The organism is Methanohalophilus levihalophilus (genome assembly GCF_017874375.1).
GTDB lineage: Archaea > Halobacteriota > Methanosarcinia > Methanosarcinales > Methanosarcinaceae > Methanohalophilus > Methanohalophilus levihalophilus.
In genome coordinates, this window is the sequence record NZ_JAGGLK010000002.1 from 395,037 (window position 1) to 420,597 (window position 25,561).

26 protein-coding genes are annotated in these 25,561 nt (G+C 44.4%); 12 read left to right on the top strand and 14 right to left on the bottom strand.

Annotated features, from left to right (window positions below):
• Positions 1–7 precede the first annotated feature (7 nt).
• On the top strand, positions 8–1,171 hold the full coding sequence (dinB, locus tag J2755_RS05710; protein ID WP_342591058.1) for a DNA polymerase IV: 1,164 nt from the start codon (positions 8–10) through the stop codon (positions 1,169–1,171).
• Positions 1,172–1,179: 8 nt separating this feature from the next.
• Here the strand turns inward: dinB and J2755_RS05715 are convergent, their stop codons facing one another.
• From J2755_RS05715 to J2755_RS05740, 6 genes are all read right to left on the bottom strand, one after another.
• A complete protein-coding gene (locus tag J2755_RS05715; RefSeq protein ID WP_209680820.1) occupies positions 1,180–1,638 on the bottom strand; it encodes a bifunctional nuclease family protein in 459 nt (152 codons plus the stop codon).
• 50 nt (positions 1,639–1,688) lie between these two features.
• On the bottom strand, positions 1,689–1,847 hold the full coding sequence (locus J2755_RS05720; RefSeq protein WP_209680821.1) for a hypothetical protein: 159 nt from the start codon (positions 1,845–1,847) through the stop codon (positions 1,689–1,691).
• A gap of 65 nt (positions 1,848–1,912) precedes the next feature.
• The gene (locus J2755_RS05725) at positions 1,913–2,461 is read right to left on the bottom strand and encodes a M23 family metallopeptidase (RefSeq protein ID WP_209680823.1); all 549 of its coding nucleotides are present in this window, start codon (positions 2,459–2,461) and stop codon (positions 1,913–1,915) included.
• Positions 2,462–2,501: 40 nt separating this feature from the next.
• A complete protein-coding gene (gene purF / locus J2755_RS05730; RefSeq protein WP_209680825.1) occupies positions 2,502–3,911 on the bottom strand; it encodes an amidophosphoribosyltransferase in 1,410 nt (469 codons plus the stop codon).
• A 24-nt stretch (positions 3,912–3,935) separates the two neighbouring features.
• Entirely contained in the window at positions 3,936–4,106 is a 171-nt protein-coding gene (locus J2755_RS05735; RefSeq protein WP_209680827.1) for a 50S ribosomal protein L37e, read from the bottom strand.
• Positions 4,107–4,186: 80 nt separating this feature from the next.
• Positions 4,187–4,405 (bottom strand): LSm family protein, encoded by a 219-nt coding sequence (locus J2755_RS05740; protein WP_209680829.1) that lies wholly within the window; start codon positions 4,403–4,405, stop codon positions 4,187–4,189.
• A 161-nt stretch (positions 4,406–4,566) separates the two neighbouring features.
• On the opposite strand from J2755_RS05740, the gene thiD reads away from it, so the two are divergent.
• From thiD to J2755_RS05755, 3 genes are all read left to right on the top strand, one after another.
• The gene (gene thiD / locus J2755_RS05745) at positions 4,567–5,895 is read left to right on the top strand and encodes a bifunctional hydroxymethylpyrimidine kinase/phosphomethylpyrimidine kinase (protein ID WP_209680831.1); all 1,329 of its coding nucleotides are present in this window, start codon (positions 4,567–4,569) and stop codon (positions 5,893–5,895) included.
• Positions 5,896–6,147: 252 nt separating this feature from the next.
• Positions 6,148–7,227 (top strand): mechanosensitive ion channel family protein, encoded by a 1,080-nt coding sequence (locus tag J2755_RS05750; RefSeq protein ID WP_209680833.1) that lies wholly within the window; start codon positions 6,148–6,150, stop codon positions 7,225–7,227.
• A gap of 41 nt (positions 7,228–7,268) precedes the next feature.
• Positions 7,269–7,904, top strand: a complete 636-nt coding sequence (locus J2755_RS05755) for a MarC family protein (protein WP_209680834.1) — start codon at positions 7,269–7,271, stop codon at positions 7,902–7,904.
• Positions 7,905–7,922: 18 nt separating this feature from the next.
• Here J2755_RS05755 and J2755_RS05760 read toward each other — a convergent pair whose 3' ends face one another.
• Positions 7,923–10,514 (bottom strand): valine--tRNA ligase, encoded by a 2,592-nt coding sequence (locus J2755_RS05760; protein ID WP_209680835.1) that lies wholly within the window; start codon positions 10,512–10,514, stop codon positions 7,923–7,925.
• A gap of 354 nt (positions 10,515–10,868) precedes the next feature.
• Between J2755_RS05760 and J2755_RS05765 the strand changes: the two genes are divergently transcribed.
• Both J2755_RS05765 and J2755_RS05770 read left to right on the top strand, forming a co-directional pair.
• Positions 10,869–11,522, top strand: a complete 654-nt coding sequence (locus J2755_RS05765) for a peroxiredoxin (protein ID WP_209681438.1) — start codon at positions 10,869–10,871, stop codon at positions 11,520–11,522.
• 206 nt (positions 11,523–11,728) lie between these two features.
• A complete protein-coding gene (locus J2755_RS05770) occupies positions 11,729–12,097 on the top strand; it encodes a carboxymuconolactone decarboxylase family protein (RefSeq protein ID WP_209680836.1) in 369 nt (122 codons plus the stop codon).
• Positions 12,098–12,154: 57 nt separating this feature from the next.
• On the opposite strand, the gene J2755_RS05775 is transcribed toward J2755_RS05770, so the two are convergent.
• The 3 genes from J2755_RS05775 to alaS form a co-directional block, all read right to left on the bottom strand.
• Entirely contained in the window at positions 12,155–12,385 is a 231-nt protein-coding gene (locus J2755_RS05775) for a ferredoxin (RefSeq protein WP_209680837.1), read from the bottom strand.
• Between the two features lie 170 nt (positions 12,386–12,555).
• On the bottom strand, positions 12,556–13,623 hold the full coding sequence (locus J2755_RS05780) for a response regulator transcription factor (protein WP_209680838.1): 1,068 nt from the start codon (positions 13,621–13,623) through the stop codon (positions 12,556–12,558).
• Positions 13,624–13,704: 81 nt separating this feature from the next.
• Complete coding sequence (gene alaS / locus J2755_RS05785; RefSeq protein WP_209680839.1) at positions 13,705–16,488, bottom strand: alanine--tRNA ligase; 2,784 nt, start codon at positions 16,486–16,488, stop codon at positions 13,705–13,707.
• 243 nt (positions 16,489–16,731) lie between these two features.
• Between alaS and J2755_RS05790 the strand changes: the two genes are divergently transcribed.
• Positions 16,732–17,004, top strand: a complete 273-nt coding sequence (locus J2755_RS05790) for a hypothetical protein (RefSeq protein WP_209680840.1) — start codon at positions 16,732–16,734, stop codon at positions 17,002–17,004.
• A 164-nt stretch (positions 17,005–17,168) separates the two neighbouring features.
• Positions 17,169–17,957, top strand: coding sequence for a 5'/3'-nucleotidase SurE (surE, locus tag J2755_RS05795; protein ID WP_209680842.1), 789 nt, complete (start codon positions 17,169–17,171; stop codon positions 17,955–17,957).
• A 2-nt stretch (positions 17,958–17,959) separates the two neighbouring features.
• On the opposite strand, the gene J2755_RS05800 is transcribed toward surE, so the two are convergent.
• Positions 17,960–18,109, bottom strand: coding sequence for a hypothetical protein (locus tag J2755_RS05800; RefSeq protein ID WP_209680844.1), 150 nt, complete (start codon positions 18,107–18,109; stop codon positions 17,960–17,962).
• On the bottom strand, positions 18,109–19,020 hold the full coding sequence (moaA, locus tag J2755_RS05805) for a GTP 3',8-cyclase MoaA (protein WP_209680846.1): 912 nt from the start codon (positions 19,018–19,020) through the stop codon (positions 18,109–18,111). The genes J2755_RS05800 and moaA overlap by 1 nt, the downstream gene beginning before the upstream one ends.
• Before the next feature lie 70 nt (positions 19,021–19,090).
• Here moaA and J2755_RS05810 point away from each other — a divergent pair, with 70 nt between their 5' ends.
• Positions 19,091–20,410 carry a cobyrinate a,c-diamide synthase gene (locus J2755_RS05810; RefSeq protein WP_209680849.1) on the top strand — a complete coding sequence of 440 codons (1,320 nt, stop codon included), beginning with the start codon at positions 19,091–19,093 and terminating at the stop codon, positions 20,408–20,410.
• A 7-nt stretch (positions 20,411–20,417) separates the two neighbouring features.
• On the opposite strand, the gene larE is transcribed toward J2755_RS05810, so the two are convergent.
• Entirely contained in the window at positions 20,418–21,224 is an 807-nt protein-coding gene (gene larE / locus J2755_RS05815; RefSeq protein WP_209680851.1) for an ATP-dependent sacrificial sulfur transferase LarE, read from the bottom strand.
• The gene (locus tag J2755_RS05820; protein ID WP_209680853.1) at positions 21,221–21,955 is read right to left on the bottom strand and encodes a HesA/MoeB/ThiF family protein; all 735 of its coding nucleotides are present in this window, start codon (positions 21,953–21,955) and stop codon (positions 21,221–21,223) included. Before J2755_RS05820 ends, larE begins: the two co-directional genes overlap by 4 nt.
• A 210-nt stretch (positions 21,956–22,165) precedes the next feature.
• Between J2755_RS05820 and J2755_RS05825 the strand changes: the two genes are divergently transcribed.
• The 3 genes from J2755_RS05825 to metX all read left to right on the top strand — a co-directional run bounded on the left by J2755_RS05825 (position 22,166) and on the right by metX (position 25,541).
• Entirely contained in the window at positions 22,166–22,492 is a 327-nt protein-coding gene (locus J2755_RS05825) for a transcriptional regulator (protein WP_209680855.1), read from the top strand.
• A 296-nt stretch (positions 22,493–22,788) separates the two neighbouring features.
• Entirely contained in the window at positions 22,789–24,093 is a 1,305-nt protein-coding gene (locus J2755_RS05830) for an O-acetylhomoserine aminocarboxypropyltransferase/cysteine synthase family protein (protein ID WP_209680857.1), read from the top strand.
• Positions 24,090–25,541, top strand: coding sequence for a homoserine O-acetyltransferase MetX (metX, locus tag J2755_RS05835; RefSeq protein WP_209680859.1), 1,452 nt, complete (start codon positions 24,090–24,092; stop codon positions 25,539–25,541). The genes J2755_RS05830 and metX overlap by 4 nt, the downstream gene beginning before the upstream one ends.
• Positions 25,542–25,561 lie beyond the last annotated feature (20 nt).

The following is a 25,561-nucleotide window of genomic DNA, read 5'->3' on the forward strand; positions in this document are numbered from 1 at the left end:
CTGCACAATGCTCGAATCAAAACATCTCTCCAAAATACCAGATCCACAAACGATAAAACCCCTGCAAACCATCTCTTTTGCAATGTCCCGCATCGTTGCTCATGTTGACATGGATTACTTTTACGCAGCCGTTGAGGAGCGGGAAGACCCTTCCCTGCGTGGCAAACCCGTGGTGGTCTGCATGTATTCCGGCAGGGGTGAGGGCGGCTCGGTGAGCACCAGCAACTATGTGGCCCGGGAATTCGGGATACATTCCGGGATGCCCTGCTCGCGTGCCAGGCAACTCAATTCCGATGCTGTTTACCTCCCGGTGCGCAAGGAATTCTACACGGAAGTTTCCGACAGGATTATGGGGATAATCGAAAGCCATGCGGATTCGCCGGATTTTTTTGAGCAGGTAAGCATTGACGAGGCTTTCATTGAGATTTCGGAACACTGCAACGGCGATTTTGGCTGTGCCGAGGAGATTGCACAGCAGATCAAGCAGGAAGTTCTGGAGCATGAAAAACTGACATGTTCTGTGGGTATTGGTCCCAACAAGCTCATTGCCAAAATGGCCTCCTCGGAGCAGAAGCCTGACGGCTTGACTGTTATCACGCCGGATGCAGTTGCTGACTTCCTGAACGATAAACCTGTGGGAAAGTTATGGGGTGTGGGGAAGGTCACCGCTTCAAAGCTTGAGGAAATGAATATCAGCTCCGTTGGTGAGCTGGCAAAATATGATGCTGTGGAACTGGTTTCAGCTTTTGGTAAGAACCGGGGTGCATGGCTTAAGGCTTCGGCGCAGGGCATTGATGAATCCCCGGTGAATCCACGTGGAGGAACGGACCAGATCGGCAGGATTGCAACATTATCCCGCAATTCGTCGGATGTCGGGGAAATCATGCAGGAAATTGAAAAGCTCTCAAACGATGTGATTGAAAGGCTTCATGAGCGTAAACTTTCGTACAAACAGGTTTCAATAACCATCATCACGTCACATTTTAAAACCTATAGCAGGAACAAAACACTAAACCTGCCGTCCTCGGAAAAAGAAATAATCATTACCACCGCACGCTCGCTGTTTTCACAATTTCTTGAAGAAAACAATGTTGAAGTCCGCAGGGTCGGGGTCATGGTCTCAGGTTTGCAGGAAATGTCATCCCAGACAACTCTCTCAAGCTACTTCTGAAAATCGAATTAAAGAAGAGTGTCAAAGACTTCCGCACCTTCGAGTCTTTCGGGGTTGATTGCTTCCGCCTCCAGAATTTCCTCACTCATGTAGATTGGTATCTTCGCCCTGAGGGCAACTGCAATACAATCACTTGGGCGGGCGTCAAATTCCATATTCACTCCGTTCTTCCGGATAGTGATGCTTGCGTAAAAGATTCCGTCTATCATTTCGTCAATGATGACGTTCTCGACACTGATCTCATTTCTCTGGAGGATATTCATCAGGAGATCATGGGTTAAGGGGCGGGGAGCCATCTGGTTATTGAATGCCTGGTTAATTGAGAGGGCTTCCAGATGCCCAACATAAATAGGAACGAGGTTTCCACTCTTGCTTTCAAGAATGATTGCCGTAGCCACGCCCTCTGTAACTTCAACAAGGTAAACTCCCTTTACAGAGAGTTCACAAATACCCTCGCATCCCTCCATGTTTTATTTTTTAGGAGGTATTCTATTAATAGCTACTTATGGACTATCGATTAAAAGGATGTCCATATCCCGATGATCAGGAGAATAATCGCAAATATAAACAGGTATTTGGTGTATTTGCATCCCCCCGGGGCCAGTATGCTGCACTTGGGAGTGTCTTGTTCGGAATTTTCGTCCTGCGTTTTTTCAGTTATTTCATCCATACTCAATTGAATGCCTCCGTTTTCTGATTTATATATGAAAAAGCCTGAATTAAAATCTTCTGTCTCTGGGGTTATTCTTGCATCCTGGCAGTGATATAAGGTCCAGGATCCAGTAATCCATCCGGAACTCCTTCTTCAAACCAGTTGCCTCCAAGATAATCAGGAGGAGATGTACAAGGCTCTTTATTCCACAATTCAAAATGCAGCATACTCGGATTTCTGTTTTTCAGATCCTGTATGTATAAGGGGGCAGTCTCATCGATTTTTTCAGGATTCAGCACCATTCCCACCTTCCCGATGAGATCTCCTTCCTTTACTTCCTCTTGAATTCTGACTGAAGTCTCCCCAAGTTCCGCATACTTGCAAAACATGCCGCTCGCAGTTTTCACTATAACGTAATGGGTCTCATTCCAGTAAGAAAGGATGTCTGGAGAGGTCATGATTCCGATATCAACAACAATGCCCTCTTCAATTGCCAGTACTTCGGTCCCTGCCGGAGCGTAAATATCAATGCCGCAGTGTATCCTGTCCTTCCGGTCTTCAAGAAAAGATCCACTTTCACCTTTTTCCGGCAGGCAAACTTTGTGATCCGGAAACAAGGTACACTTATTGTCTTTCATGTATATGATCCCGGGATGATAAACTCCAGACACCAAATATTCAGAAATCGTTCATAGTAAGCTGCCTGCAGTGACATTCTTCACCAGGCACCTCTATGGGATAAATACTTGTAAGACAGCCAAGACACAACTCTTCACGATCAATGCCAATTGCCTTAACAAGGCCATCAATACTCAGGTATCCAAGGGAATCTGCGTTGATTGTGTTTTTGACGGTTTTGATTTCTTCACCGGCTGCGATAAGTTCTTCGCGGGTAGCCATGTCAATTCCCATGTAACATGGTGCAATTATTGGAGGGCTTCCGATTCTTGCATGTACTTCGGAAGCACCGGCTTTTCGGACCATGTTTATGATTTTGCGTGATGTTGTTCCCCTGACAATGCTGTCGTCAATAAGGATTACTTTTTTGCCTTTGATATTCTGAGCAATCGTATTCATCTTAAGACGAACTGCGGTTTCACGCATTGCCTGTCCGGGGAGGATAAAAGTCCTGCCAATATACCTGTTTTTCATCAACCCTTCTTCATATCGAAGACCTGACTCATATGAATAACCAATTGCTGAAGTAATTCCCGAGTCGGGTACCGGGGATACTACATCAGCATCTACGGGATGTTCTTTTGAAAGCTCCCTTCCGATTCTTTCCCTGACTTTGTAGACAAGCCTGCCATCGATAATAGAGTCAGGTCTTGCAAAATAGATATATTCAAAAACACAGTGGGATGAGCGTGAATTTTTGTAAATCTGGTGGCTTTCAAACTCCCCGTCTTTGAAAATAATAACTTCGCCGGGTTTTACATCACGGATGAGTTCCCCGTTAAGGGTATCAATTGCCACACTTTCAGAGGCCACTACAAGACCGCCGTCGATTCTTCCAATACATAGCGGCTTAAATCCAAGGGGATCTCTTACAGCTATTAACTGGTCATCAATCATTATTGCCAGTGAATACGATCCTACGAGTCTTCCCATTACGTTTTTTATGGCCTCAATAGGGTCGTGATGCAACAGTTCTTTTACAAGCAGATGGGCTATAACCTCTGTGTCGGAGTCAGTTATGAAGATTCTTCCTTCTGCTTCGAACCTGTTCCTGAGCTCTTTTCCGTTTACGAGGTTACCGTTATGGGCAATTGCCACAGTTCCGCTTTTGTAGTTTACAATCAAAGGCTGGCAATTCTCAATCCTTGAATCGCCGGTTGTGGAATAACGAACATGACCGATGCCGACTTTTCCCTTGAGGTTGATTATGTCCTCCCTGGAATAGACTTCAGGAACAAGACCCATGCCTTTGATAGAGCGAACGCTCTTACCATCATGGATCGTTATGCCGGTAGATTCCTGCCCCCTGTGCTGCAAGGCGTAGAGGGCATAATATATCTGAAGTGCAGCAGTATCGCTCTGGGGTTCCTCGTTCATCAGAACGCCCACGACACCACATTCTTCTTTCATTTGCACCTCAGCAAAAAAAGGAGTTTAGTATTTGCACTTCAATTGCCATTTGTAACTTCTCATTCTGGGAGTCCTGCCGAATCCACAGGATGTGCACTGCTTTGTGTGAATGTTAAGTGATACGCTTCCACAGCGCCTGCATTTAGCATGGGTACGCTTCTGTCTCTTTCCCCTTGAGGGAGTACCTTTTGACATCTCTTAGTCACCTTCTGTATCTCTATAATTGTGATATAATAGTGAGGGATCAGCCTTGATGTTCCTATTATTCATATAGGTTACGGAGACACGTAGACAACATTGTCTCCTCTTATGACTACACTACCTATCTTACGAACGATTTCCCCATCTTTGAGTTCTTCAGCTTCTTCAAGTACAAGATTCATGTGTACGTCGTAACCCTGTAGTGTTCCGCGGAATTCCCTGGCTCCTTTGAGTCTGACGATGACGGATGCATTCAATGCGTTGTTTAATATGTCCAGAGGCCTGTTTCCCATAATATATTACCCCGAATTTAAAATTGTGTAATAGATTGTAGTATAATCAATAATCATCCATAGGCATAAAAGCCATTGGTGTAACTCTCTTTTGTTGCAAATACTATATATAAAACTATCGAAGATAAAGTGCATTATTCTGATTATTGCAGGTGTAATTAATGGTTGGATCAAAGGTTTTACTGACAATTGCAGGCTCGGATTCCGGCGGGGGTGCGGGCATTGAAGCGGACATAAGGACATTTGCAGCTCTGGGGTATCACCCTTCGTGCGCAATCACTTCAGTCACTTCCCAGAACACTACAGGTGTACTGGACACATTTGACATTCCGGTCTCTCACATTACTTCGCAAATAGATGCAGTATGCACTGATATGCGCGTCAGGTGGGCAAAAACTGGCATGCTTTCGAACAATGAAATCGTAGAATCAGTTGCAGAAACCATAAAAAGACAAGGGTTGAAAGTTGTGGCAGATCCGGTTATGGTTGCCGAATCTGGTGGTAAACTTCTCAAAGAAGACGCAGTTGACGTAATGCGTGACATCCTGCTTCCGGAATGTCTGGTTACAACTCCAAATATAATGGAAGCAGAAGCACTTTCCGGTGTTTCCATAAAATCATGGAAAGAAGGGAAAAAAGCTGCCCGCAGGATTGCAGATTGTGGAATCAATAATGTAATAATAACAGGTGGCCATCTTGATGCCTCCGATCTGGTTTATGAGGCTGAGAGTGATCGCTTTACTACGATTCCCGGCAGATTTGTAAAAGGTGGAACCCATGGTTCCGGATGTACTTATTCCTCTGCACTGCTTGCATATCTTGCAAGGGATCTGGATATGGCGGAAGCCGCAAGATGCGCAAAGCGTTTTGTCGAAAATGCAATTTCCGGAAGTCCACATGTTGGCAGTGGCAAATCCCCGGTAGATCCTCTGGCATCCCTCAGGACTTCTGCACATCGCTACAATGCGCTAAAGGAAGTCATGAATGCTTCAGAAATGCTGGTTTCAGAAAACTCTTTTACAAAACTGATTCCGGAAGTTGGTACCAATATTGCCATGGCTATTCCAGGCGCCTCGACTGTTTCTGATGTTGCGGGTATTACGGGTCGCATAGTGCGCTCAGGCAACAAACCGGAAATGGCCGGTTATGTGGATTTCGAAGCAAGCAGCCATGTGGCACGAATAATCCTTGCTGCAATGGAGCAGGATCCACGCTTCCGGGCGGCTATGAATATCAAGTATTGTAGGGAAGTCCTGACAGTGTGTAGCCAGATGGGGCTTGGAGTATCTTCCTTTGATAGGGAAGAAGAACCCGAAGAAACCCATACCATGGATTGGGGTGTATCCTATTCCATTGAAAAATACGGGCGTGTTCCCGAAATAATCTATGACGAGGGAGGTATTGGGAAAGAACCTATGATCCGTATCCTCGGCAGGGATGCAACAGCTGTAGCTTCCATTGCGCTGGAGATTGCGGGCAGGCTCAAGTAACCTTCTCCACTACATCTAAGTTTAAATACCGTAGGAAACAAATCTGTATTAGAGGAGCAAACTGCTTCTCTCAATCCGACGGGGGTTTTAGGCATCTTGCAAATAGAGTTGTTCTATACGAGTGTTGCAATTTTTGTGTTTACGGTAGTTCTTGTTCTTTTTCTTCAGCGCCTTTTCAGGAGAATTTCTTTTTTAAAATCATATTCTCTTGTAAGGAATACAGTACTTATATTAATTGGATTCATAGGATTTTTGTTTGTACTGTTTGCTCTCCCGATATCAGGTGAATCAAAGCAGGTTATTATCAGTGCAATTGGTATTGTGGTAGGTGCCACCGTAGCTCTTTCTTCAACAACATTTGTATCCAATGGTATGTCAGGTATTATGCTAAGGCTTGCTCATCCTTTCAGTGTGGGTGACTACATACGCAGTGGTGATGTCTTTGGAAGGGTTTCAAGGACAAACCTCCTTTATACAGAGATACAATCCATAGACAGGGATATAGTAACAATACCTAACCTGAAACTTATGTCAACCCCTCTTACAACGATATTGTCTTCCGGTACTATTATTTCCACCAATGTTTCACTTGGATATGATATACCTCACGAGAGCATAGAGCAAGCTCTTCTCGATGCAGCTAAAAAGGCTGGATTAGAAGACCCTTTTGTCCATGTTCTCGAGCTAGGTGATTTTTCTGTAACCTATAAGGTAGGAGGATTGCTGAAGAACATAGCTTCCCTTCTCACGGACAAATCAAACTTCAACCGGTTAATTCTGGACAGTCTTCATGAATCACAGATTGAGATCGTGTCTCCCACATTTATGAATCAAAGGGTTCTTTCGGAGGAACGCCTTTTTGTCCCCCCTGTCATGAAAGAAATTGAGATCCATACTCCGGAAGAGGACTACATGATTAAGAAAAGTCCTGAAGATGTTATCTTCGATCTTGCGACAGAGGCCGAAGTTATAGACAAAGCCCAGAAACTGGTATTGGATTTTGGGGATCAGATCAAAGATCTGGAGGAAAAATTATCCGGTCTGCCGGAAGATATCCTTCTTGAGAAAAAACAGGAAATTGAAATTCTGAAAAAGAAAGAAAAAGATATTGAAAAAATGCTTGATGCTATCAAGGAGACGTCTCATCCTGAAAAGTTAACCAAGTCTGAGGGAATAATACGCTTAAAAGCACTTGAACATTTGAGGTCGATTGTAGAGTCGGTAAATTCTGAATTCACAATTCTGTGTGATGATGTTGGCAAATTATGTCTTCTTGAGGAGTCTGACGAGTCAGATTCGGACAATGAGGCAGATTCAAAGCGACTTGAGTGAATCAGGTGGTATGAGACTTTGATTTTAAGGGAGTCAGTAACATGGATTTATTGAGTTATTTCATCTATTCCCTTGTTTCTCTTTTTGTTATTGTTAGTCCCATTGGAGTACTCATAACATTCATATCGTTAACCAGCAACATGACTCTGCAGGAGAAAAACCATATCGCAAAACGTGCTGTTGTGCTGGCATGTGTGATAGCCCTGTTTTTTGCTGTAACGGGTGATAGTATCCTGGATTTCTTTGGAATAGGCGTGGATACTCTCAGGGTTGCCGGAGGCATTCTTCTTTTCAAAATTGCTTTTGATATGATGCTGGCTCACGTTTCCCGTGAAAGTATCACTGAAGGGGAAATCAGCGAATCCATGGATCGTGAAGACATCTGGATATTCCCGATTGCAATGCCAATGATGACCGGCCCGGGTACTATTACAACCGTAATCCTTCTTTCAGGAAGTTCAGAGTCAATTCTTCATCAAATGGTGGTAATACTTGCAATCCTGCTGACCTTCGTGATATGCCTTTTTACACTGTATTTTTCCAGAAGGATTTACAAATTCATTGGATATTCTGGAACACTTGTGGTAAGCAGGTTACTTGGATTGTTTTTGGCAGCCCTGGCTGTAGATTTCATTACAAAAGGGGTATGGAATATTTACACAGGGTTCTTGCTTTGAACCCCTGCGAATCTTGTTTTACCGTACAATTACAACAAGCACTTTTCCAAATTCAAGGACGTCTACTGCTCTTCCGGCTGAGGTTACTTCTCTTTCAACTTCCACAGCATCGGATTCGAGTTCAAACGTCTCATCACCAACTGCAACAGTAACTTTCCCTGCTTCAATCATGTCAGCAACTTCAGCAGGATCAAGGGCTTTGAGTGCACCGATAATCTGACCGGCCTGTTTCCTGTACTTCGGTCCGATCACTCCCATGTTTGGCTTGACTTCTTTTGCCACATGCTCGAATTCAGGTTTGCCTTCAATTACCTCTATTGGTGAGTTTGTGACGCCTGCAAGATCAGTGATGTCCCCGAAACCGCCATAGATCTCAAGCTTTGACAGTGGTGCATTAAGCGCAATTCCGTGATCGGATTTGTAGCGGCGAATACTGCTTGCAATCTCCTTGATGAGTTCACCCTGCATCTCAGCTTCATCACTTACCATGGCTTCATCTGCCACTGGCCAGTCCTGAACATGCACGCTTCCGTTTCCGATGTGTGAATAAACTTCCTCAGCAAAGAACGGAGCAAAGGGCGCAAGCATTCTGGTAATGGCATCGAGTGTAACATAAAGTGAGTACTTTGCAGCCTTTTTACCAGCTTCATCATCGCCATACAATCTTGACTTTGCCAGCTCGATATAGTTGTCAGCAAGAGTTTCCCATGCAAATCCGCGTATTGCCTTGTAGGCTTCATCAAACTGATGCTTGTCCATGCTGTCTGTAACATCATCGATAAGACGATTCAGTTTGCTGAGCAGCCACAGGTCAACTGCTCCAAGTTCAGCAGGTTTGGTAATGTCATCAAGTGAACCTTCCAGATGGTTCATTGAAAAGCGGAAAATACTCCACATCTTGTTGAAAAATCTGGAACCTGAGACTACATCCTTCCACCTGAACATAACATCTGAACCAGGTGAACCACCGATTGCAGCCCATTGCCTGAATGCATCAGCACTGTATTCCTTTGTAACTTCTTCAGGTGAGATGATGTTTCCTCTGGACTTGCTCATTTTGTGTCCATCTTCTCCCAGCACCATTCCGTTGATGAGAATTGATTCCCATGGCTTGCTGTCCTGAAGTGCTTTTGCCCTGAGAATACTGTAGAATGACCAGGTACGAATGATATCGTGACCCTGTGGACGAAGCTGTGTTGGAAGTCTCATTTCATGATCGCTGAGCCATCCGGATACGTGGAGGGCTGTCAGTGATGAATCCATCCATGTGTCAAGGACATCTTCCTCTGCTTCAAAGTCTGTGGCACCACATACACATGCTTCCGGTGGCTGGGTCTGCGTAGGATCAAGAGGTAACCATTCTTCTTTTGCAACCTTTGTTTCCCCGCACTTCTTGCAGTACCAGACCGGAATAGGGGTTGCGAAAATCCTCTGCCTTGAAATACACCAGTCCCATTCCATGGTGTTTGTCCAGTTCTGGAGACGGATTTTCATGTATTCGGGAATCCACTCGATTTCGTCAGCGGTCTCGAGGATTTCATTATTTTCAATTTTTACGAACCATTGGCGTTCTGAAAGAATCTCGATTGGTGTCTTACATCTCCAGCATGCACCTACATTCTGCTCGAGGGGCTTCTGGTCGTACATGTAGCCTTCTGCTTTAAGGTCCTCAATAATTGCTTGCTTGCATTCGGAAGCGGACATGCCCTCGTACTTGCCGGCAATTGCAGTCATCTTTCCATTGCGGTCAAAGGCTTTTCTTAGTGGCAGGTTGTGTTCAACCCACCATCTGACATCCTGCTTGTCACCGAAAGTACAGATCATGACTACACCTGTACCAAATTCAGGATCAACTTCCTTGTCAGCAATAATTGTTACTTCGTGGCCGAAAATAGGAACTTTTAATTTTTCACCCACATTCTTGTTGTATCTCTCATCATCAGGGTGAATTGCAACTGCCACACAGGCTGCAATGAGTTCAGGCCTTGTGGTGGCAATGTCTACTTTATCAAAATGTACAAAATTGAGGCTGGAATCCCTTCCCTCATATTCCACTTCAGCAAATGCAATTGCGGTTTCGCAGCGTGGACACCAGTTAACCGGATGGTCTGCCTGGTAAATCCTGTCCATGTCTTTCATTTTCACAAAAGAGCGCTGGGTCTTGACGTAGTAATCCGGGTTCATTGTGATGAACTCGTTACTCCAGTCAGTTGAGAAACCAAGGCGAAGCATGGTTTTCCTCATCTTGTCGATATTACCGGCAGTAAGTTCCTCACAAAGCTTCCTGAATTCCATCCTCGGGATCTGGTTCTTTGTAATTCCGTGAATCTCTTCTACTTTTACTTCAGTAGGAAGGCCATGGCAATCCCAGCCCTGCGGGAACATGACATTGTAACCCCTCATGCGCCTGTAGCGAGCCTCAAAATCAATGTAACACCAGTTAAGAGCATTACCGATATGGAAATTACCGGTAGGGTATGGTGGTGGCGTGTCAATAATGTACTGTGGACGAGTATTATCTTCCCAGTCAAAATGGTACATGGATAAATCCCATGTATTCTGCCATCTTTCCTCAAGCTCGCTGGGGTTGTATTCTTTTGGAATTGTCATCGGGGTACTCCGGTTATGATGATGGATAATATGCAGCTGGAACCCGGTTCCAGATGCTGGGTAACAAGGATACTGCATTGTATTTGCAGCGAAATTTGAACAACATCTTATCTAATCCTATATAAGTTGAATGGAATCTTGAACTCATGCTAATTTTTCTGTTCATTCCCGGAAGCTTTGGCTTTTTGCAAAGAAGCCGTGCGCCTTGCCAGAATAGTCCGGTTATAGGGCAGGTCACCAAAAGGTACAACTACATTTTGATTAGATTATAATTGACCATCATAAATCCTGGAGCATAATGGTTTATGCTGGATCCACAAGAGGTGAATTTGTATGGAAGATGAAAACCCAACTATGCCGTTAATAGGCGATGATGCACCGGCTTTTACAGCCAAAACCACACAGGGTGAAATAAAATTCCCTGATGATTACAAAGGGAAATGGGTAATCCTTTTCAGTCATCCGGCTGATTTCACTCCCGTTTGTACGACTGAATTCATGACCTTTGCAAGCATGCAGGACGAATTCAGGGAATTGAACACAGAATTGATTGGTCTGTCAATCGATAGTATCTATGCTCACATTGCATGGCTTCGTACCATCAAGGAAAAAATCGAGTACAAAGGCCTGAAGGATATTGAGGTTAATTTCCCTGTCATTGAAGACCTTACGATGGAAGTGGCAAAGAAGTTCGGAATGCTGCAGCCAAATGCCTCCAATACACAGGCAGTACGTGCAGTTTTCATAATCGATCCGAAAGCAAAGGTCCGTTGTATTCTTTATTATCCGTTGAGCAACGGTCGCAATATGGATGAAGTCAAGCGTATCCTGCTTGCCATGCAGAAATCCGATGCAGAACAGATAGCAACTCCTGCAAACTGGCAACCCGGAGATGATGTTATCATTCCACCACCCGGTTCCTGTGGGACTGCCAAAGAAAGGGTTGAAACTGTGGAAGAAGGAAAATATTGCCTTGACTGGTTTATCTGCTTCAAGAAAGAAACTTGATGAGCAGGCCTTTACCTGCTCTTCTTTTTTATTACAAGTAATGTTTCATAATTGCTGATGCATTGCAATCTGATTGCTGCCTTTACTGTAAACAACGGCTTTTGCATTCATATTCAATTTATGAATTACAGCTTAGTTTTAAGATAGGGATTAATCTAAATATCATACAAACAAATGTTGTATGTTCATTGAAGTGGGGTATTTTAATGTCAAAACATGAAGAGCTTGAACACGAAGAATTGATAGAGAGTATGAGCGAGAAACTGGGCTTCACACCACAGATTCTCAAGACACTTGGGGAATTGGATCCACATTTCCTGAAGAAGTACAACCGTTGTAACGGCAAACTTCTTACAGACGGTGCCCTTCCGGCAAAAATGAAGATTTTGATGGCTTTGGCAGTTGTTGCATCCAAGCAGTGTGAAAGATGCACTGTGGTGCAAATGCAGAGTGCTCTTAAGAATGGGGCCACAAAAGAAGAAATCATGGAAACCATGGAAGTGATTTCCATAACTTCCGGTGCACCTGCCGTTGCAGCATGCAGGGATGCATTGAAACTTCTCAAGGATCAATAATTAAAGTGGAGGGCAAAAATGCCCTTATTCTTTTCTTTTTACAAAAACCGATTTTTCTTATCCATTGTTACCAATGGCTTCCACAGGACAATTGTCCAGCGCAGCCTCACATGCCGCTATCTCTGAATCATTTTCAGGTTGTTTGTATACATATGCCGTTGAATTATTATCTGTCATTTTGAAATTGTCCGGAGCGTCGGAAGTGCAAAGGCGGCATGCTATGCATTCATCGTCTACATAATACTCCCCGGGAACATTTTCAGGTACTTTGTTATCCTTATCTGCCATTAGTCATCCTCCAAATACGATTTTGAGCTACATGCGTACAACTCTTTAGTTGTAAAACCGCAAGTAATTCCCCGTATTAACGAAGATGTTAAAACATATTTAAAACTATTCAACAAATCAGGAAAAGAAGCAAATAGTTCTAACATTTCGGTGTTGAAAACTATCCTTTATTATTCAGAAGTTTCAGGTGGGTTCCACCCAAATCTCTTCATGACCATTTTAATACGGGCATTGATTTCCCTTTTATCAAAGGGTTTGGAAATGTAATCATCTATTCCAAGTTCCATGCCCTTCAATTTGTCTTCGACATTGGTTTTGGCTGAAACCATGATAATGGCAATATCACTTGTTTCCCTGACTGTTTTCAGCTTCTCGACAACCTCATATCCATCCATGTCGGGCATCATGATGTCCAATAAAAGAAGATCTGGCAGTTCTTTGGTGGCTGTTTCAACAGCTTCTTTCCCGCTGTATGCTACCAGGAAATCATATGGTTCGGTTGCAAGAGAGAGCTTGATAAGATCGGGAATATCAGGTTCATCATCCACTACAAGGATTTTAAGCCTGTCTTTTTTGACTTTCTTCTGTATGTATTCCAGTTCGATTTCGCCCTTGTCAACACTATACCGGAAATCAAGTGTTTTCAATCCGATTTCAGTATGCATCTCACCGGCTTCGTCAATATTGATTATAACGTCAAAAAAAGATTTCATAGCATTTTCCACTTCAGATGAACCGCCCACATTAAGCATGGAAATAATGCTTCCTGAATGTTCTCTTGCACTGCGTGTCAGGAATTTTCCGAAATTTTCCACAACCTGCAGGCTGTCTTTCGAAAGCACATTCAGATCATCTATTATAAGCAGGGAGTCCGGATAGTCGGTGAATAGTTTTCCAACATAGGAGCCTATTTTAATGTAGTCGGTCTGTGAACTGCAATAGAGTGTGTTTTTTGCCGGTTCAACGCCAGGTTTCTCGACATCAATAAACCACATTCTATCCAGGAATGATTCGACATCGAGACCATATTCGCTGAATCTGGAGAGTACTTTTTCCCGTGGGTCTTTAAGGCAAAGCCAGATGATTTTCTTATCATCGATGTTTTCAAGTACTGAAGAAGTGTAAAAATGAATGATGCGTTCACTGAAGACATTTGCAGGCGCAAATAACAATACATTCTTTCCTTCAAGTTCCCTGCGCAGTGTTGCAAGTATTTCTTCAGTTTGTTCCCCAGGCATCGGATCCCCTTCCTGATCGCTACCTGCTCTATTTGTTTTCTAATAATATTAATGTTTGGGGAGAAAAAAGAAAGGGGTAGCTTAAGCTTTCCCCTGTATTTGTGAAGCGAGTGTTTTCTTTCCTGCATCGAGTGCTTCTTCGATCTTAGACGGATCGGTTCCTCCACCCTGTGCAAGATCCGGTTTGCCACCGCCTCCTCCTCCAACAATAGCGGTAACTTCACGGACAATAAGACCGGCATTAGCACCCTTTTGTATTGCATCTTTGCCTGCTGAAGCTGCGACTTTCACGCCGCCATTGTCGCTAAGCAGGAGGGTAACAAGATTGCCATTTTCAGCGGAAAGCTGTTTTACCATTTTTGCAAGACCTTCAGCGTCTGCACCGGGAATGAATTCTGTAATCATCCTGACTCCGGAAACATCTTCAGCTCCATCTACCAGCTGGCTAACTCTTGAAGCAGCAAGTTCTTCCTTGAGTTTTTCGTTCTCTTTCCTCAGGTCTTTCCATTCCTCAAAGAATCGTTCTGTGGTTGCAGGAAGCTGTTCTGCTGGAACACGTAGTGTGTCTGCGGATTTCCTGATCAGGTTATCCATTTGCTGCATTGCCAGGACAGCTGCTTCTCCCGCAGCGTATTCTATCCTTTCAACACCATCCTGAATCCTTTCGGTCTTGAGAATCTTAATCGGCCCTATCTGACCGGTGTAAGTGCAGTGAGTACCAGCACATGCTTCGATGTCATTTCCGACATGTAAAACCCTGATTTTCTGTCCAGGTGGCACGCCTCCCTGATACAGTCCAAAGCCGTATTTCTGTTCGGCTTCAGTCCTGTCCATCCACTCGCTGAGAACTCTTTTGTTCTCCATTACCATACGGTTTGCAAGGATTTCGATCTGCTCAATCTCTTCCTGGGAAATGCGCTTGTAGTGTGAAAGATCAAGTCTTGCACGGTCGGTGAATTTCTGGGCTCCAGCCTGCCAGATGTGATCGCCAAGCACTTCCCTCGCAGCGTCATTTACGACATGTGTTGCAGTGTGGTGCCTTGCGTGTGCCCACCTTCTTTCATCATCAACTTTACCGTGGACCAGATCTCCTTTCCTGATATGGAGTTCGTCCTCGATTTTGTCGATGGTGTGGATTACAATCCCATTGATCATCTGGACATCCACGACATTGAGTAAGGCGTCTTCCACTGTGAGTGTTCCATGATCCGCAGGTTGTCCGCCACCCTCTGGATAGAAAAGAGTGTTGTCAAGGACAATATTATTTTCAAACATGTCAAGAACAACCGCTTCAAAATCAAGCCTGTGAGGTTCGTCGTAGAAAAGGCGCTTGGTTTCCGGCAAATTGCGGATCCTGTCAGCAAAAGGCGATTCTTCTTTTTCTTCCTTTGTACTCTTGCTGTGCTTATCAGCTACAAGGGAGTAAAAATTGTCAGGAAGATCCACTTCCACACCAACTTCTGAAGCAGCATCTTTTGAGATTTCCGGTGGAATCCCGTGGCTATCATACATTTCGATGATAGCATCAAGGGGCATTTTCTCATTGTTTTTCTTGTAGTGTTTTGCTGACTTCTGGATCATTTTCCTTCCGCGATCCAGCGTTTCCTGAAACTTCTTTTCTTCGCCTTCAAGGATTTCCTGAATCACATCAAAACGCTCTTCAAATTCGGGATATTCCGGAAGGTTGCGAATGTGCATCTGTACAATTTCAGAAAGCGGAATGCGGATGTCACGATCCTGCATCATTTTCAGGGTTCTCCTGATAACAAGACGTGCAAGGTAGCCTGCTTTCACATTGGATGGGATAATACCGTCTCCAAGCATGAAAGTCAGGCAACGGCTGTGGTCGGCGATTGCGTATACATCTTCCACAGGTTCCATGATAGTAGCCAGTTTGTCAACTGTGATTCCAATATCTGAAGCTACTTGCTTTCGAAGTTCGAAGAGATTTGCTTTCTCACTGATGTCCATGAGTCCTGCAAGCCTTGCGTTCTGGGAGAGGATATTTGAGTATTCTTCGTCTTCAAGGCGATGTTCAACGCCTGCAAGTTCCATCAATTCCTCAACAACGTTGGGGAAAACAGCATCATAAATGGTAGGCGAGCCCTTTGAAGCCCACACAAATCTTTCCAGCCCATAACCGGTGTCAACTATATAGTTGTCCATTTTTCGGTATTGGTCGCCTTTAATAGTTATGTCTCCGGTTTTGTGCTGCTGGAGATCCATGAACACAAGAGTTGCAACCTCCAGTCCGCCAATAAGGGTTTCCACACAAGGGCCAGCGTTGCCTCCACCTGCCCATGGTTCTTCCTTATAAGTTACTTCATAAGGGTCTGCGCCCAGCTTATTAAGGAAACCATCACAGAGTTCAAGGGTGTGCTCTTTCCAGTAAATCTCATGATCCCTGGTGTTGAATGCGTGATGAGCCATCATCTCAAAGGTTGTGAGGTGCCTGCCGCTACGGCCCACAGCATCAAGGTCAGGAAGCCTTATGCACGGCTGTGAAATTGTAAGGGGGTTTGCTGGTGGGGGGACCTGTCCTGATGTCACAAAAGGCTGGAAATCTGCAATTGATGCAATTGTAAGATATATATCATCTCTCCAGCGTGCAATTACAGGGTAGCGTTCGATACGTGTATGGTCGTTTTCCTCGAAAAATGACAGGAAAAGTTCCCTCATGTCAGCCAGATCGTGGCTCTTCTTGAAAATAGGATTTCCGATGAATGTGTACGGGTCACATGGAGCGTCACCGCATGTTTCTCTTTCCATGTCCCTTGTCCAGAAAAATTTCCCACATTTTGGACATTGTTTACGGGTAAATCCGTTTTCCTTGAAAAAATCAATTTGATATTCCTCTTCCAGCATAATTATCCCAGTTGAGTTTTATTAATATGAGTTTTGGTAAATCAGTATTCTATCACGTAAAGTAGCAAGCCATAAAAACATTTCCTAAAGGCAGATGTGTGTCCAAACATGCTGTATCTTAAAACCTTTTCGGCATCTCTCATTTCCCACGTGTACATGATTGAGACGATCTTTGGAGCTTTTGTGTTCATGGGACTTTTATCGGTGTCCATAACTAACGACTAATTGTAAAGGTGAATAAGGATGCAAGATATAACCTACATGTCATTGGTCTTTAGAGGCGCTGTTGAAGATTACGAAAAAACAGGTGTTCACCCTTCCGTTTTCATGGATGGGTCAGGAGATTTACAAATATACCTTTGTGATCCCATTATTGATGATCCGGAATTTGAAGAAGATACTACCATGAACAACTGCGAAGTGAATGGTGGTCAGTTCTCAGAAGGAATTTTCAAAGGTCCGGAATTCCAGAGCGTTAAACCCAACAAGCCACTGCAGGCTACTATAGAAGACTAAAAAACGAACTTGCATCCCGTACACCTTCGGGTAATTCCTTTACGGAATTACCTCCCTCCTCCATCCCCTCAATCTCCTCCGTTCTTTTTTCTTTTTTTAATTTGGTTTTGAGCTTAAGCTATACCATATGTTTAAGGCTTGTTAGAAATTAAGTAGGTTCTTAGATGTCAAAAAAAATTCTTCTGACCAATGATGATGGTGTTTACGCCGCCGGGATACGTGCTGCTTACAGGAGTGTAAGTCCTCTGGGAGACGTGACTATCGCAGCTCCTGCAATCCAGCAAAGCGGTGTTGGAAGGTCAATTTCCATTTTTGAGCCACTTCGCATTCACAAAACAATAGTTGAAGGCGTGGATGCTTATGCTGTAGGGGGAACTCCTACTGATTCAGTTATCCTTGGTATTTTTGCAATACTGAAAGAAAAACCCGACCTGCTTGTTTCGGGTTTTAACATCGGTGAGAATATAAGCACGGATACTGTTACCACATCCGGCACTGTGGGTGCAGCACTTGAAGGGGCAAGCCATGGCATTCCGGCAATTGCGGCGTCTATACAGGTCACAGAAGAAGGCCTGAAGTTTGATGACCTCAGGCACCATGAGCATGATTTTGATGTGGCCATAAAGGTTGTAAGAAATATTGCAGATAAAGTCCTGAAATACGGTTTGCCTGAAAATGTGGATGTACTCAATGTTAACATTCCACATGATGTTGAAGACGATCCGGAAATAGAGTTCACAAGGCTTTCAAGAAAACTTTTCAGAACAGACGTGGAAGAGCGTCATGATCCCAGAGGCAGGCCATATTACTGGATTGCCGGCGATCTGGTACCTTTTGGGGAAGAAGGTACGGATGTGCATGTTGTGGCACAGAAAGGGAATGTATCCATAACTCCCCTAACACTGGATTCAACTGCTAGAATAGATTTTTCGGAATTGGAAAAGCTGGTTTGAAGTCACTTTTTAAGGCTGACTTCCATCCTGGCCCAGTCTTCTTCGACTCCGTGAAGGCTTTCAGCGGATGCACTAACAAGATTTCCAAGAATTTTCTGGACAAAATCATTCAGTTCAATGTCTTTCCCGTCAACTGTGAGAACTACTTCCATTAGTCTTTCCTCCTGTTGTAGGGTACCCTTTTCTGCACTGCTTCCTTAAAAAGTTCACGCAACTCTTCAATAGATGCGCCCTTTGTGTCCACAAGATTCTCATTGGTGAGCAGACAGGGTTTTAGTTTTCCGTCGGCGGTAACTCTTAATCGATTACAGCTGGCACAAAACTCAGTGTTATCAACCGGGCGAACCATTTCCACTTCCGCGCCGTCAATTATGTACTTGCGTCTCCTGTGCATCTTTCGGACTCTCACTTCATTTGCCTTCTCCTCAAGCATTTTTTCGATGCTTTCAGCATCCACCTGGAAACCGGACGTATCGTTGAAGTCCATTAATTGTATTAACTGAAGGACTACAGTGCCATCATATTGCCGGGTAAATTCCAGCATATCGTCAATCTGGTCGTCATTAACTCCTTTCAGTAAGACCATGTTGAGTTTCACCGGAGTAAGTCCCGCTTCCACTGCTGCATCGATTCCTTCAAGGACTTTCCTGTGCAGATCAGGGCTTCTTCCGGTAATCTTTCCATAGCACTCAGGATCAAGGCTGTCCAGGCTGATGTTCACTCTGTCAAGCCCTGCTTCCTTCAGGCTTTTTGCCCTGTCCCTGAGATAGATTGCATTTGTTGTAACTGAAACATCCTTAAGTGGAGGAAGCGCTTTCAGGATTTCCTCGAAATCCTCTCTCACAAGTGGTTCACCACCTGAAAATTTAACCTTTCTGACTCCGTATTCTGCACCAACCTTTACAATGTTGGCTACTTCTTCAGGAGTCATTTCATTAGGACTGCCTTCGCTCCCTTCGTTATGGCAATAAATACAATCCAGATTACATCTTTCTGTAATAGATATGCGCAGGCTTGTTACAGGTCTGCCGTAAGAGTCCTTGAGTTTGATAATAGGCTGCATGGGTTTCAGGAATGGTTTGTGGGAAAATTGATGGTAATTGCTATATATAAAATAAACTCAATTGCTCCCCATGAAACGTTCCATACTTATCGCAGGCACCCACAGTGGAGTAGGTAAAACCACGGTTTCAATGGGTATTATGGCGGCTTTGAGGCGGAGAGGCCTTAATGTGCAGCCATATAAAGTAGGCCCGGATTATATCGATCCTTCCCATCACAGGGCAATCTGCGGACGCCCTTCACGCAATCTTGACACATTCATGATGGGTGAAGAGGGCGTGCAGAACAGCATGAAATGCACCTATGGGGATGCTGACATTGCTGTTGTTGAAGGCGTAATGGGTCTCTTTGATGGTATGGAAGCCACTGAAATCGCAAGTTCTGCCCATGTGGCAAAATGCATGGACATCCCTGTTTTGCTGGTTGTTAATGTCCATGGCATGTCCCGAAGTGCAGCGGCAATGGTCAAAGGTTACTCTGAATTTGACAGCGGTGTAAATGTTGCCGGTGTTGTCCTCAACCGCATTGGAAGCCCCAGGCACAAATCCATGATCGTTGATTCGCTGGGGGATATTCCAGTGGTAGGAGCTCTTCCGCGGAATCAGGATATTTCTGTTCCTTCACGTCATCTTGGTCTTCACATGGCTGAAGAGCAGGATTATGATGTCGACATGCTCGCGGATTTTATCGAGGAAAATATTGATCTGGATGCAGTACTGGAAATTGCTCAGGAGCCAAAAATTCCTGATACAATAGGGGTAGATGATTCCCCAATTGAGGCGGATGTAACCATCGGAATGGCCCTGGATCATGCATTCTGTTTCTACTATCAGGACATGTTTGATGCATTCAGGCGTGCGGGAGCGGAAGTGAAGTTCTTCAGTCCTCTTGAAGGCGAAGTTCCTGAAGTTGATGGCCTCTATTTTGGAGGCGGTTATCCAGAACTGCATATATCCGAGCTTGAAAAATCAAAAACCACTCACAAACTCAAGGAATTCTCTGCTGACGGAATGCCAATCTACGGTGAATGCGGTGGTCTGCAGTATCTGGGTAAATCTTACGAGATAGATGATAAGGTCTATAAAATGGCAGATCTGTTCTCATCGGAAACTGTCCAGACAAAAAGATTGCAGGCACTTGGTTATACCAGAGGGCATGCGGACAGTCCGTTGTTTAAGGGTGAGGTTCGTGGGCATGAGTTCCACTACTCACTTACTGATTGTGCACCAGACAGCAGGCTTGCATATACGATGCAGCGCGGTAAAGGAATAGTTGATGGAAGGGACGGAATCTACGAACATAATTCCCTTGCAAGTTACATGCATGCACATCCGGCCACTTTCCCGGTCAAGGAATTTGTGGAAATGTGCCGCAAGTACAATCGCAGCTAATCCAAAATCATTCTTTCTTGTCAAAGCTGCCTGTACGGTAGCCTTCCAGATCAAGGGTTATGTAAGACACATCCAGTTTGCGGAGTTCTGGCATAATCCTGTCCATTTTTGAAACAAGATCCGGAATGTCGTTTTTGGGTATTTCAATGCGTGCAATTTTTCCCTCGTTATGCAGGCGCATTCTGCATTGCCGGAATCCCTCTCTATAAAGAATGATTTCGCCGGCTTCAATGATGGAAAGCTTATCTAGATCGAGTTTTTCATTATATGGAATCCTTGATGCGAGGCATGCCGAAGAAGGAACGTTCCAGAATTCCAGATCCATTTCCTTTGCAATCCGGCGTACATCTTCCTTGTTGATACCGGCTTCAACAAAGGGGTGTAAAATTCCTTCTTCTTCGGTGGCCTTATTACCGGGTCTATACTCTCCAAGATCAGAGAGGTTTGTGCCGTCAACAATGGTTTTAATTCCCTTGCTTTCAGCAATCTGCTTCAATGTGTGACAGATCTTCTTTTTGCAGTGATAACACCTGTCTTCAGGGTTATTTCCGATTTCCGGGATCTGGAAAGGATCAAAGTTTACCACTTTCAGGTTTATGCTGAACCTGTTTGCAAGTTCATGGGCACGCTCAACATCCCTGCGTGGCACAAGGGGCGAATCAATTAACACACAGAGAAGCTTGTCACCAAGGATTTCCTTGGAAATAACAGATAGCAGTGAACTATCCGTGCCGCCGGAATAGGCTATGAGCATCGAATCCTGTGCAGCAATGAAAGCCTTGAGGTCATTGAGTTTATCTTCAGGCAAACTCATTTTTCGTCACAACTCCCGCAGATTTCACAGGAGGGATTGCGACATACTTTGAGCTCTTCGGTAGTACCGTTTTTTCCGTCCCAAACAACCAGTCTGCCTGTATACAGGTTATCTTCGCCAAGCAGGTACTTGATTGCTTCGTTTGCCTGCATAGTTCCCACAACTCCGGCACTGGCTCCGATTATAGGGAAGAGTTCCTTGGGAGGTTTTCTTTTGAAAAGGCACTCAAGACATGGTGTTTTTCCGGGAACGATTGTTGTCATTTGTCCATGGAAACCATGGACAGCACCATGAATAAGGGCAATCTTGTTCCTGACGGCAACCCTGTTGAGCAAAAATCGTGCTTCATAGTTGTCCAGTGCATCTATTATGATATCTGCGTCACTGAGCAGTTCCTCTGCATTATCTTCGGTGATCTTTGTCGCAATTGTCTCGACGGTTATGTAGGGATTTATTTTTTCGAGTTTTTCCCCGGCAGAGCGGACTTTGTCCTTCTCGATATCAGTATGCCAGTGAAGGATTTGACGGTTCAGGTTACTTATTTCCACACTATCCATATCTATAACCCGGATGTTTCCGACACCTGCAACTGCAAGATATGTAACTATGGGGGAACCTAACCCTCCGCATCCTGCAATAACCGCTTTTGAGCTTTTCAGGCGATTTTGCCCCTCTTCACCGATCATCATAATCTGGCGACTGTACAACTCCTTCTCTTCATCGGAAAGCATTGGTTTTAATCCTCTTGTCAAGAATCGTTTTCTTCTTTTTATTCTTGTTGAATGTAAATCGAATATTCACAATTGTGAATAGTAAGACATATTCCATGCTTTTAATGTTTTTGATGGGATTTCCAAATGAGCAAATTGTTATTCACGATAGTGAACTATTTATTCAGGGATGTTCATAGCCTAACAAAATGAAGTTTATCTGGAATCTCTATGAAAGTAAAAACACCTTGTGAAGTAGTGGTTTGGGAAATCCTCCCTGCTATCCGTGCGGCACTCGCAGCTGAACTTGTGCAATCCGGAGTTTCGCAGCAGAATGTAGCAACTCTTTTTGGAATGGCTCCCTCAGCGGTTTCTCAGTACCTTACTAAAAAAAGAGGCTATAAAATTGAATTTGACGATGAAATCAAAGATGCTATAGCCGAGCTTTCAGGCGAGATTAAGGAAGGAAAGGATGTTGACATTCCTTTAAGGTTTTGCCAGATTTGCAGACAACTTCGCTCTGAAGGCGAAAGATGTCCGGCAGATGGCGAAATTTGAAGCCTTTCTTTTTTACCTGTTACATAGTTTTTTTATACTATAAGCCTATATTCACAATTGTGAATTCACAATAGTGAATTTCACTGGCAGGGTGGCGAGTATTCTACATCGGTTCACAGCAACGGATTGTTAATGCTCGATTCAGCCCCGCCTATTCAGGAAGATATGATCCAAACCTAACAGCAAAACCAGAGGTTACTTTCGGAATTGAACCGGAAGGAAAATCATTATCTTTCCTCAACTACAAAATAAATTGTAAAGACATATGAACTCAATGTCAACTGAGGTGTAAATAAATGACCCAAAATAAAATACCCGGTCTGGAAACGTTATCCATACACGCAGGACAGGAGCCTGATCCGGCTACTGGATCCCGTGCTGTACCGATTTACCAGACGACTGCATATGTGTTTAATGACACAGAACATGCAGCAAACCTGTTCGCTTTGAAAGAATTTGGCAATATTTACACTCGCCTTATGAATCCGACAACGGATGTTTTTGAAAAACGAATGGCTGCTCTTGAAGGCGGAACCGGTGCTCTTGGTGTAGCATCAGGAATGGCTGCCATTTCCCTTGCGCTGCTCACCATCACCCGTGTAGGTGATGAAATCGTAGCTGCCGACAACCTTTATGGTGGAACTTACCAGCTTTTCAATCACACTTTACCAAAGCTTGGAAGAAAAACGGTATTTGTTGATTCATCCAATCCTGAAGGTTTCAAGGATGCCATAACCGAGAATACAAGGGCTATTTATGTCGAATCTATCGGCAACCCAAAGCTGGATATTCCGGACTTTGAGAAGATAGCCGAGATTGCCCATGAAGCAGGTATTCCTTTAGTTGTTGATAATACGGTAGGTGTAGGACTTGTTCGTCCGATTGAACACGGCGCAGACATAGTTGTGCTGTCCGCAACCAAGTATGTTTGTGGTCACGGAACATCAATAGGCGGTGTAATCGTAGATTCAGGCAACTTCGCCTGGAACAGTGGCAAATTCCCTGAATTCACCGAACCGGATCCCAGTTATCACGGATTGGTTTACTGGGATGCATTTGGCGATATACCGGGACTTGGAAACATAGCCTTTGTGTTAAAAGCCCGTGTGGAATGGCTCCGTGATATCGGACCGGCACTTAGCCCGTTCAATTCTTTCCTTTTCCTTCAGGGACTGGAAACACTGCTCCTAAGGGTCAGGAAACATTCGGAGAATGCTCTTGCTATTGCTAATTATCTCTATAGCCATCCAAAGGTAGCATGGGTAAATTATCCCGGACTTGAAGGACACGAGAGCCACGAAAAGGCCAAAAAATATCTCAATAAAGGCTTTGGCCCGATAGTAGGATTTGGTATCAAGGGTGGCCTTGAAGCAGGAAAGCAGTTTATCGAGAGTCTCGATTTGTTTTCCCATCTTGCCAACATTGGTGATGCCAAGAGTCTGGTTGTTCACCCGGCATCAACAACCCATCAGCAGCTTACCCCTGAAGAACAGGCAAGTACAAGCGTGACTCCTGATTACATCAGGCTTTCTGTTGGTATTGAAGATGTGGACGACCTGATAGCAGATCTTGAGCAGGCACTGGATGGAGTTAATATATGAGTGAAAGGTCTATAGGTTATGTGAAATCCAAATCCCATATTCTTAAAGAACCCTTTGTCCTCAAAGGTGGGGACAAACTGGATGAGGTAACCATAGCCTATGAGACTTATGGTAAACTAAACGATGAAAAGACAAATGCTATCCTGATATGCCATGCCCTTACAGGGGATGCACATGCTGCCGGGCATTACTCCGGAGGAGATGATCCCGGATGGTGGGACATTGTTATTGGTCCGGGTAAGGCTTTTGATACGGATCGCTATTTTGTTATTTGTTCTAATGTGCTGGGCGGTTGCCAGGGAACTACCGGTCCATCCAGTATAAATCCCTCTACGGGGGAACCCTATGGCCTGTCTTTTCCGCAGATTACCATTGAAGACATGGTAAATCTGCAGCATGCACTTTTACAGCATCTCGGGATTTCCCGTCTGTATGCTGTTGCAGGCGGTTCCATGGGAGGTATGCAGGTTCTCCAGTGGTCGGTTTCCTACCCGGAAATGGCAAAAAAAGTGATTGTTCTTGCTTCCACTGCCGTGTCCTCTCCACAGCAGATTGCCTTCAATGAAGTTGCAAGACAGGCAATAATGAGGGACCCAAGCTGGAAGGGAGGAGATTACTATAAAGGCGGGCTCCCGTGTCAGGGTCTTTCTCTTGCGCGTATGATTGGTCATATTACCTATTTGAGTGACGAGTCTATGCACACCAAGTTTGGAAGGGATGTCAAAGATGAAAGTACCTTCCAGGTGGAGAGCTACCTGCATTATCAGGGAGATAGTTTTACACAGCGCTTTGATCCGAATTCCTATCTCTACGTAACCAAGGCGGTTGATCTCTTTGATCTGAGCAAAGGCGGGTCATTGGAAGCAGGTCTGAAAGATGTGAAATCGGATTTCCTTGTGATATCCGTGTCTTCGGATTGGCTGTATCCATCCTATCAGGCGAAGGAACTTGTTCAGGCTCTTGGTTCAAATGATGTCAAGGTGCAGTATCATGAGATTGTGTCTCACTATGGACATGATGCGTTTCTCCTTGAAAAAGGCCAGCTCAATTATCATATCTCTTCATTCCTTGAACATCTGACTGTCAGGGATGTTATGTCGACGGAAGTGCCGACTATTAATGAAGGTTGTACGCTTGAAAGGGCAGCTGAGTTAATGATTTCCGAAAATGCCACCCATCTTCCCATACTATCCCCCAGCGGGAGGATTACAGGTATTGTAACATCATGGGATATAACCCGGGCTGTCGCCAGCAGGATATCTTCCCTTGATGATATTGTTTCCCGGGATATCGTGACGACAATGCCTGATGAGGCTCTTTTCCTGGCTGCGCAGACTATGGAACAATATGGTGTTTCTGCACTGCCGGTTGTTGATGGGAAGGGTTGCCTTGTAGGAATCCTTTCAAGTGACATTATTAGTGCTTTGGTGGGAAAGAAAGCCGATTGACAGCTTTTCTTTCCTGATTT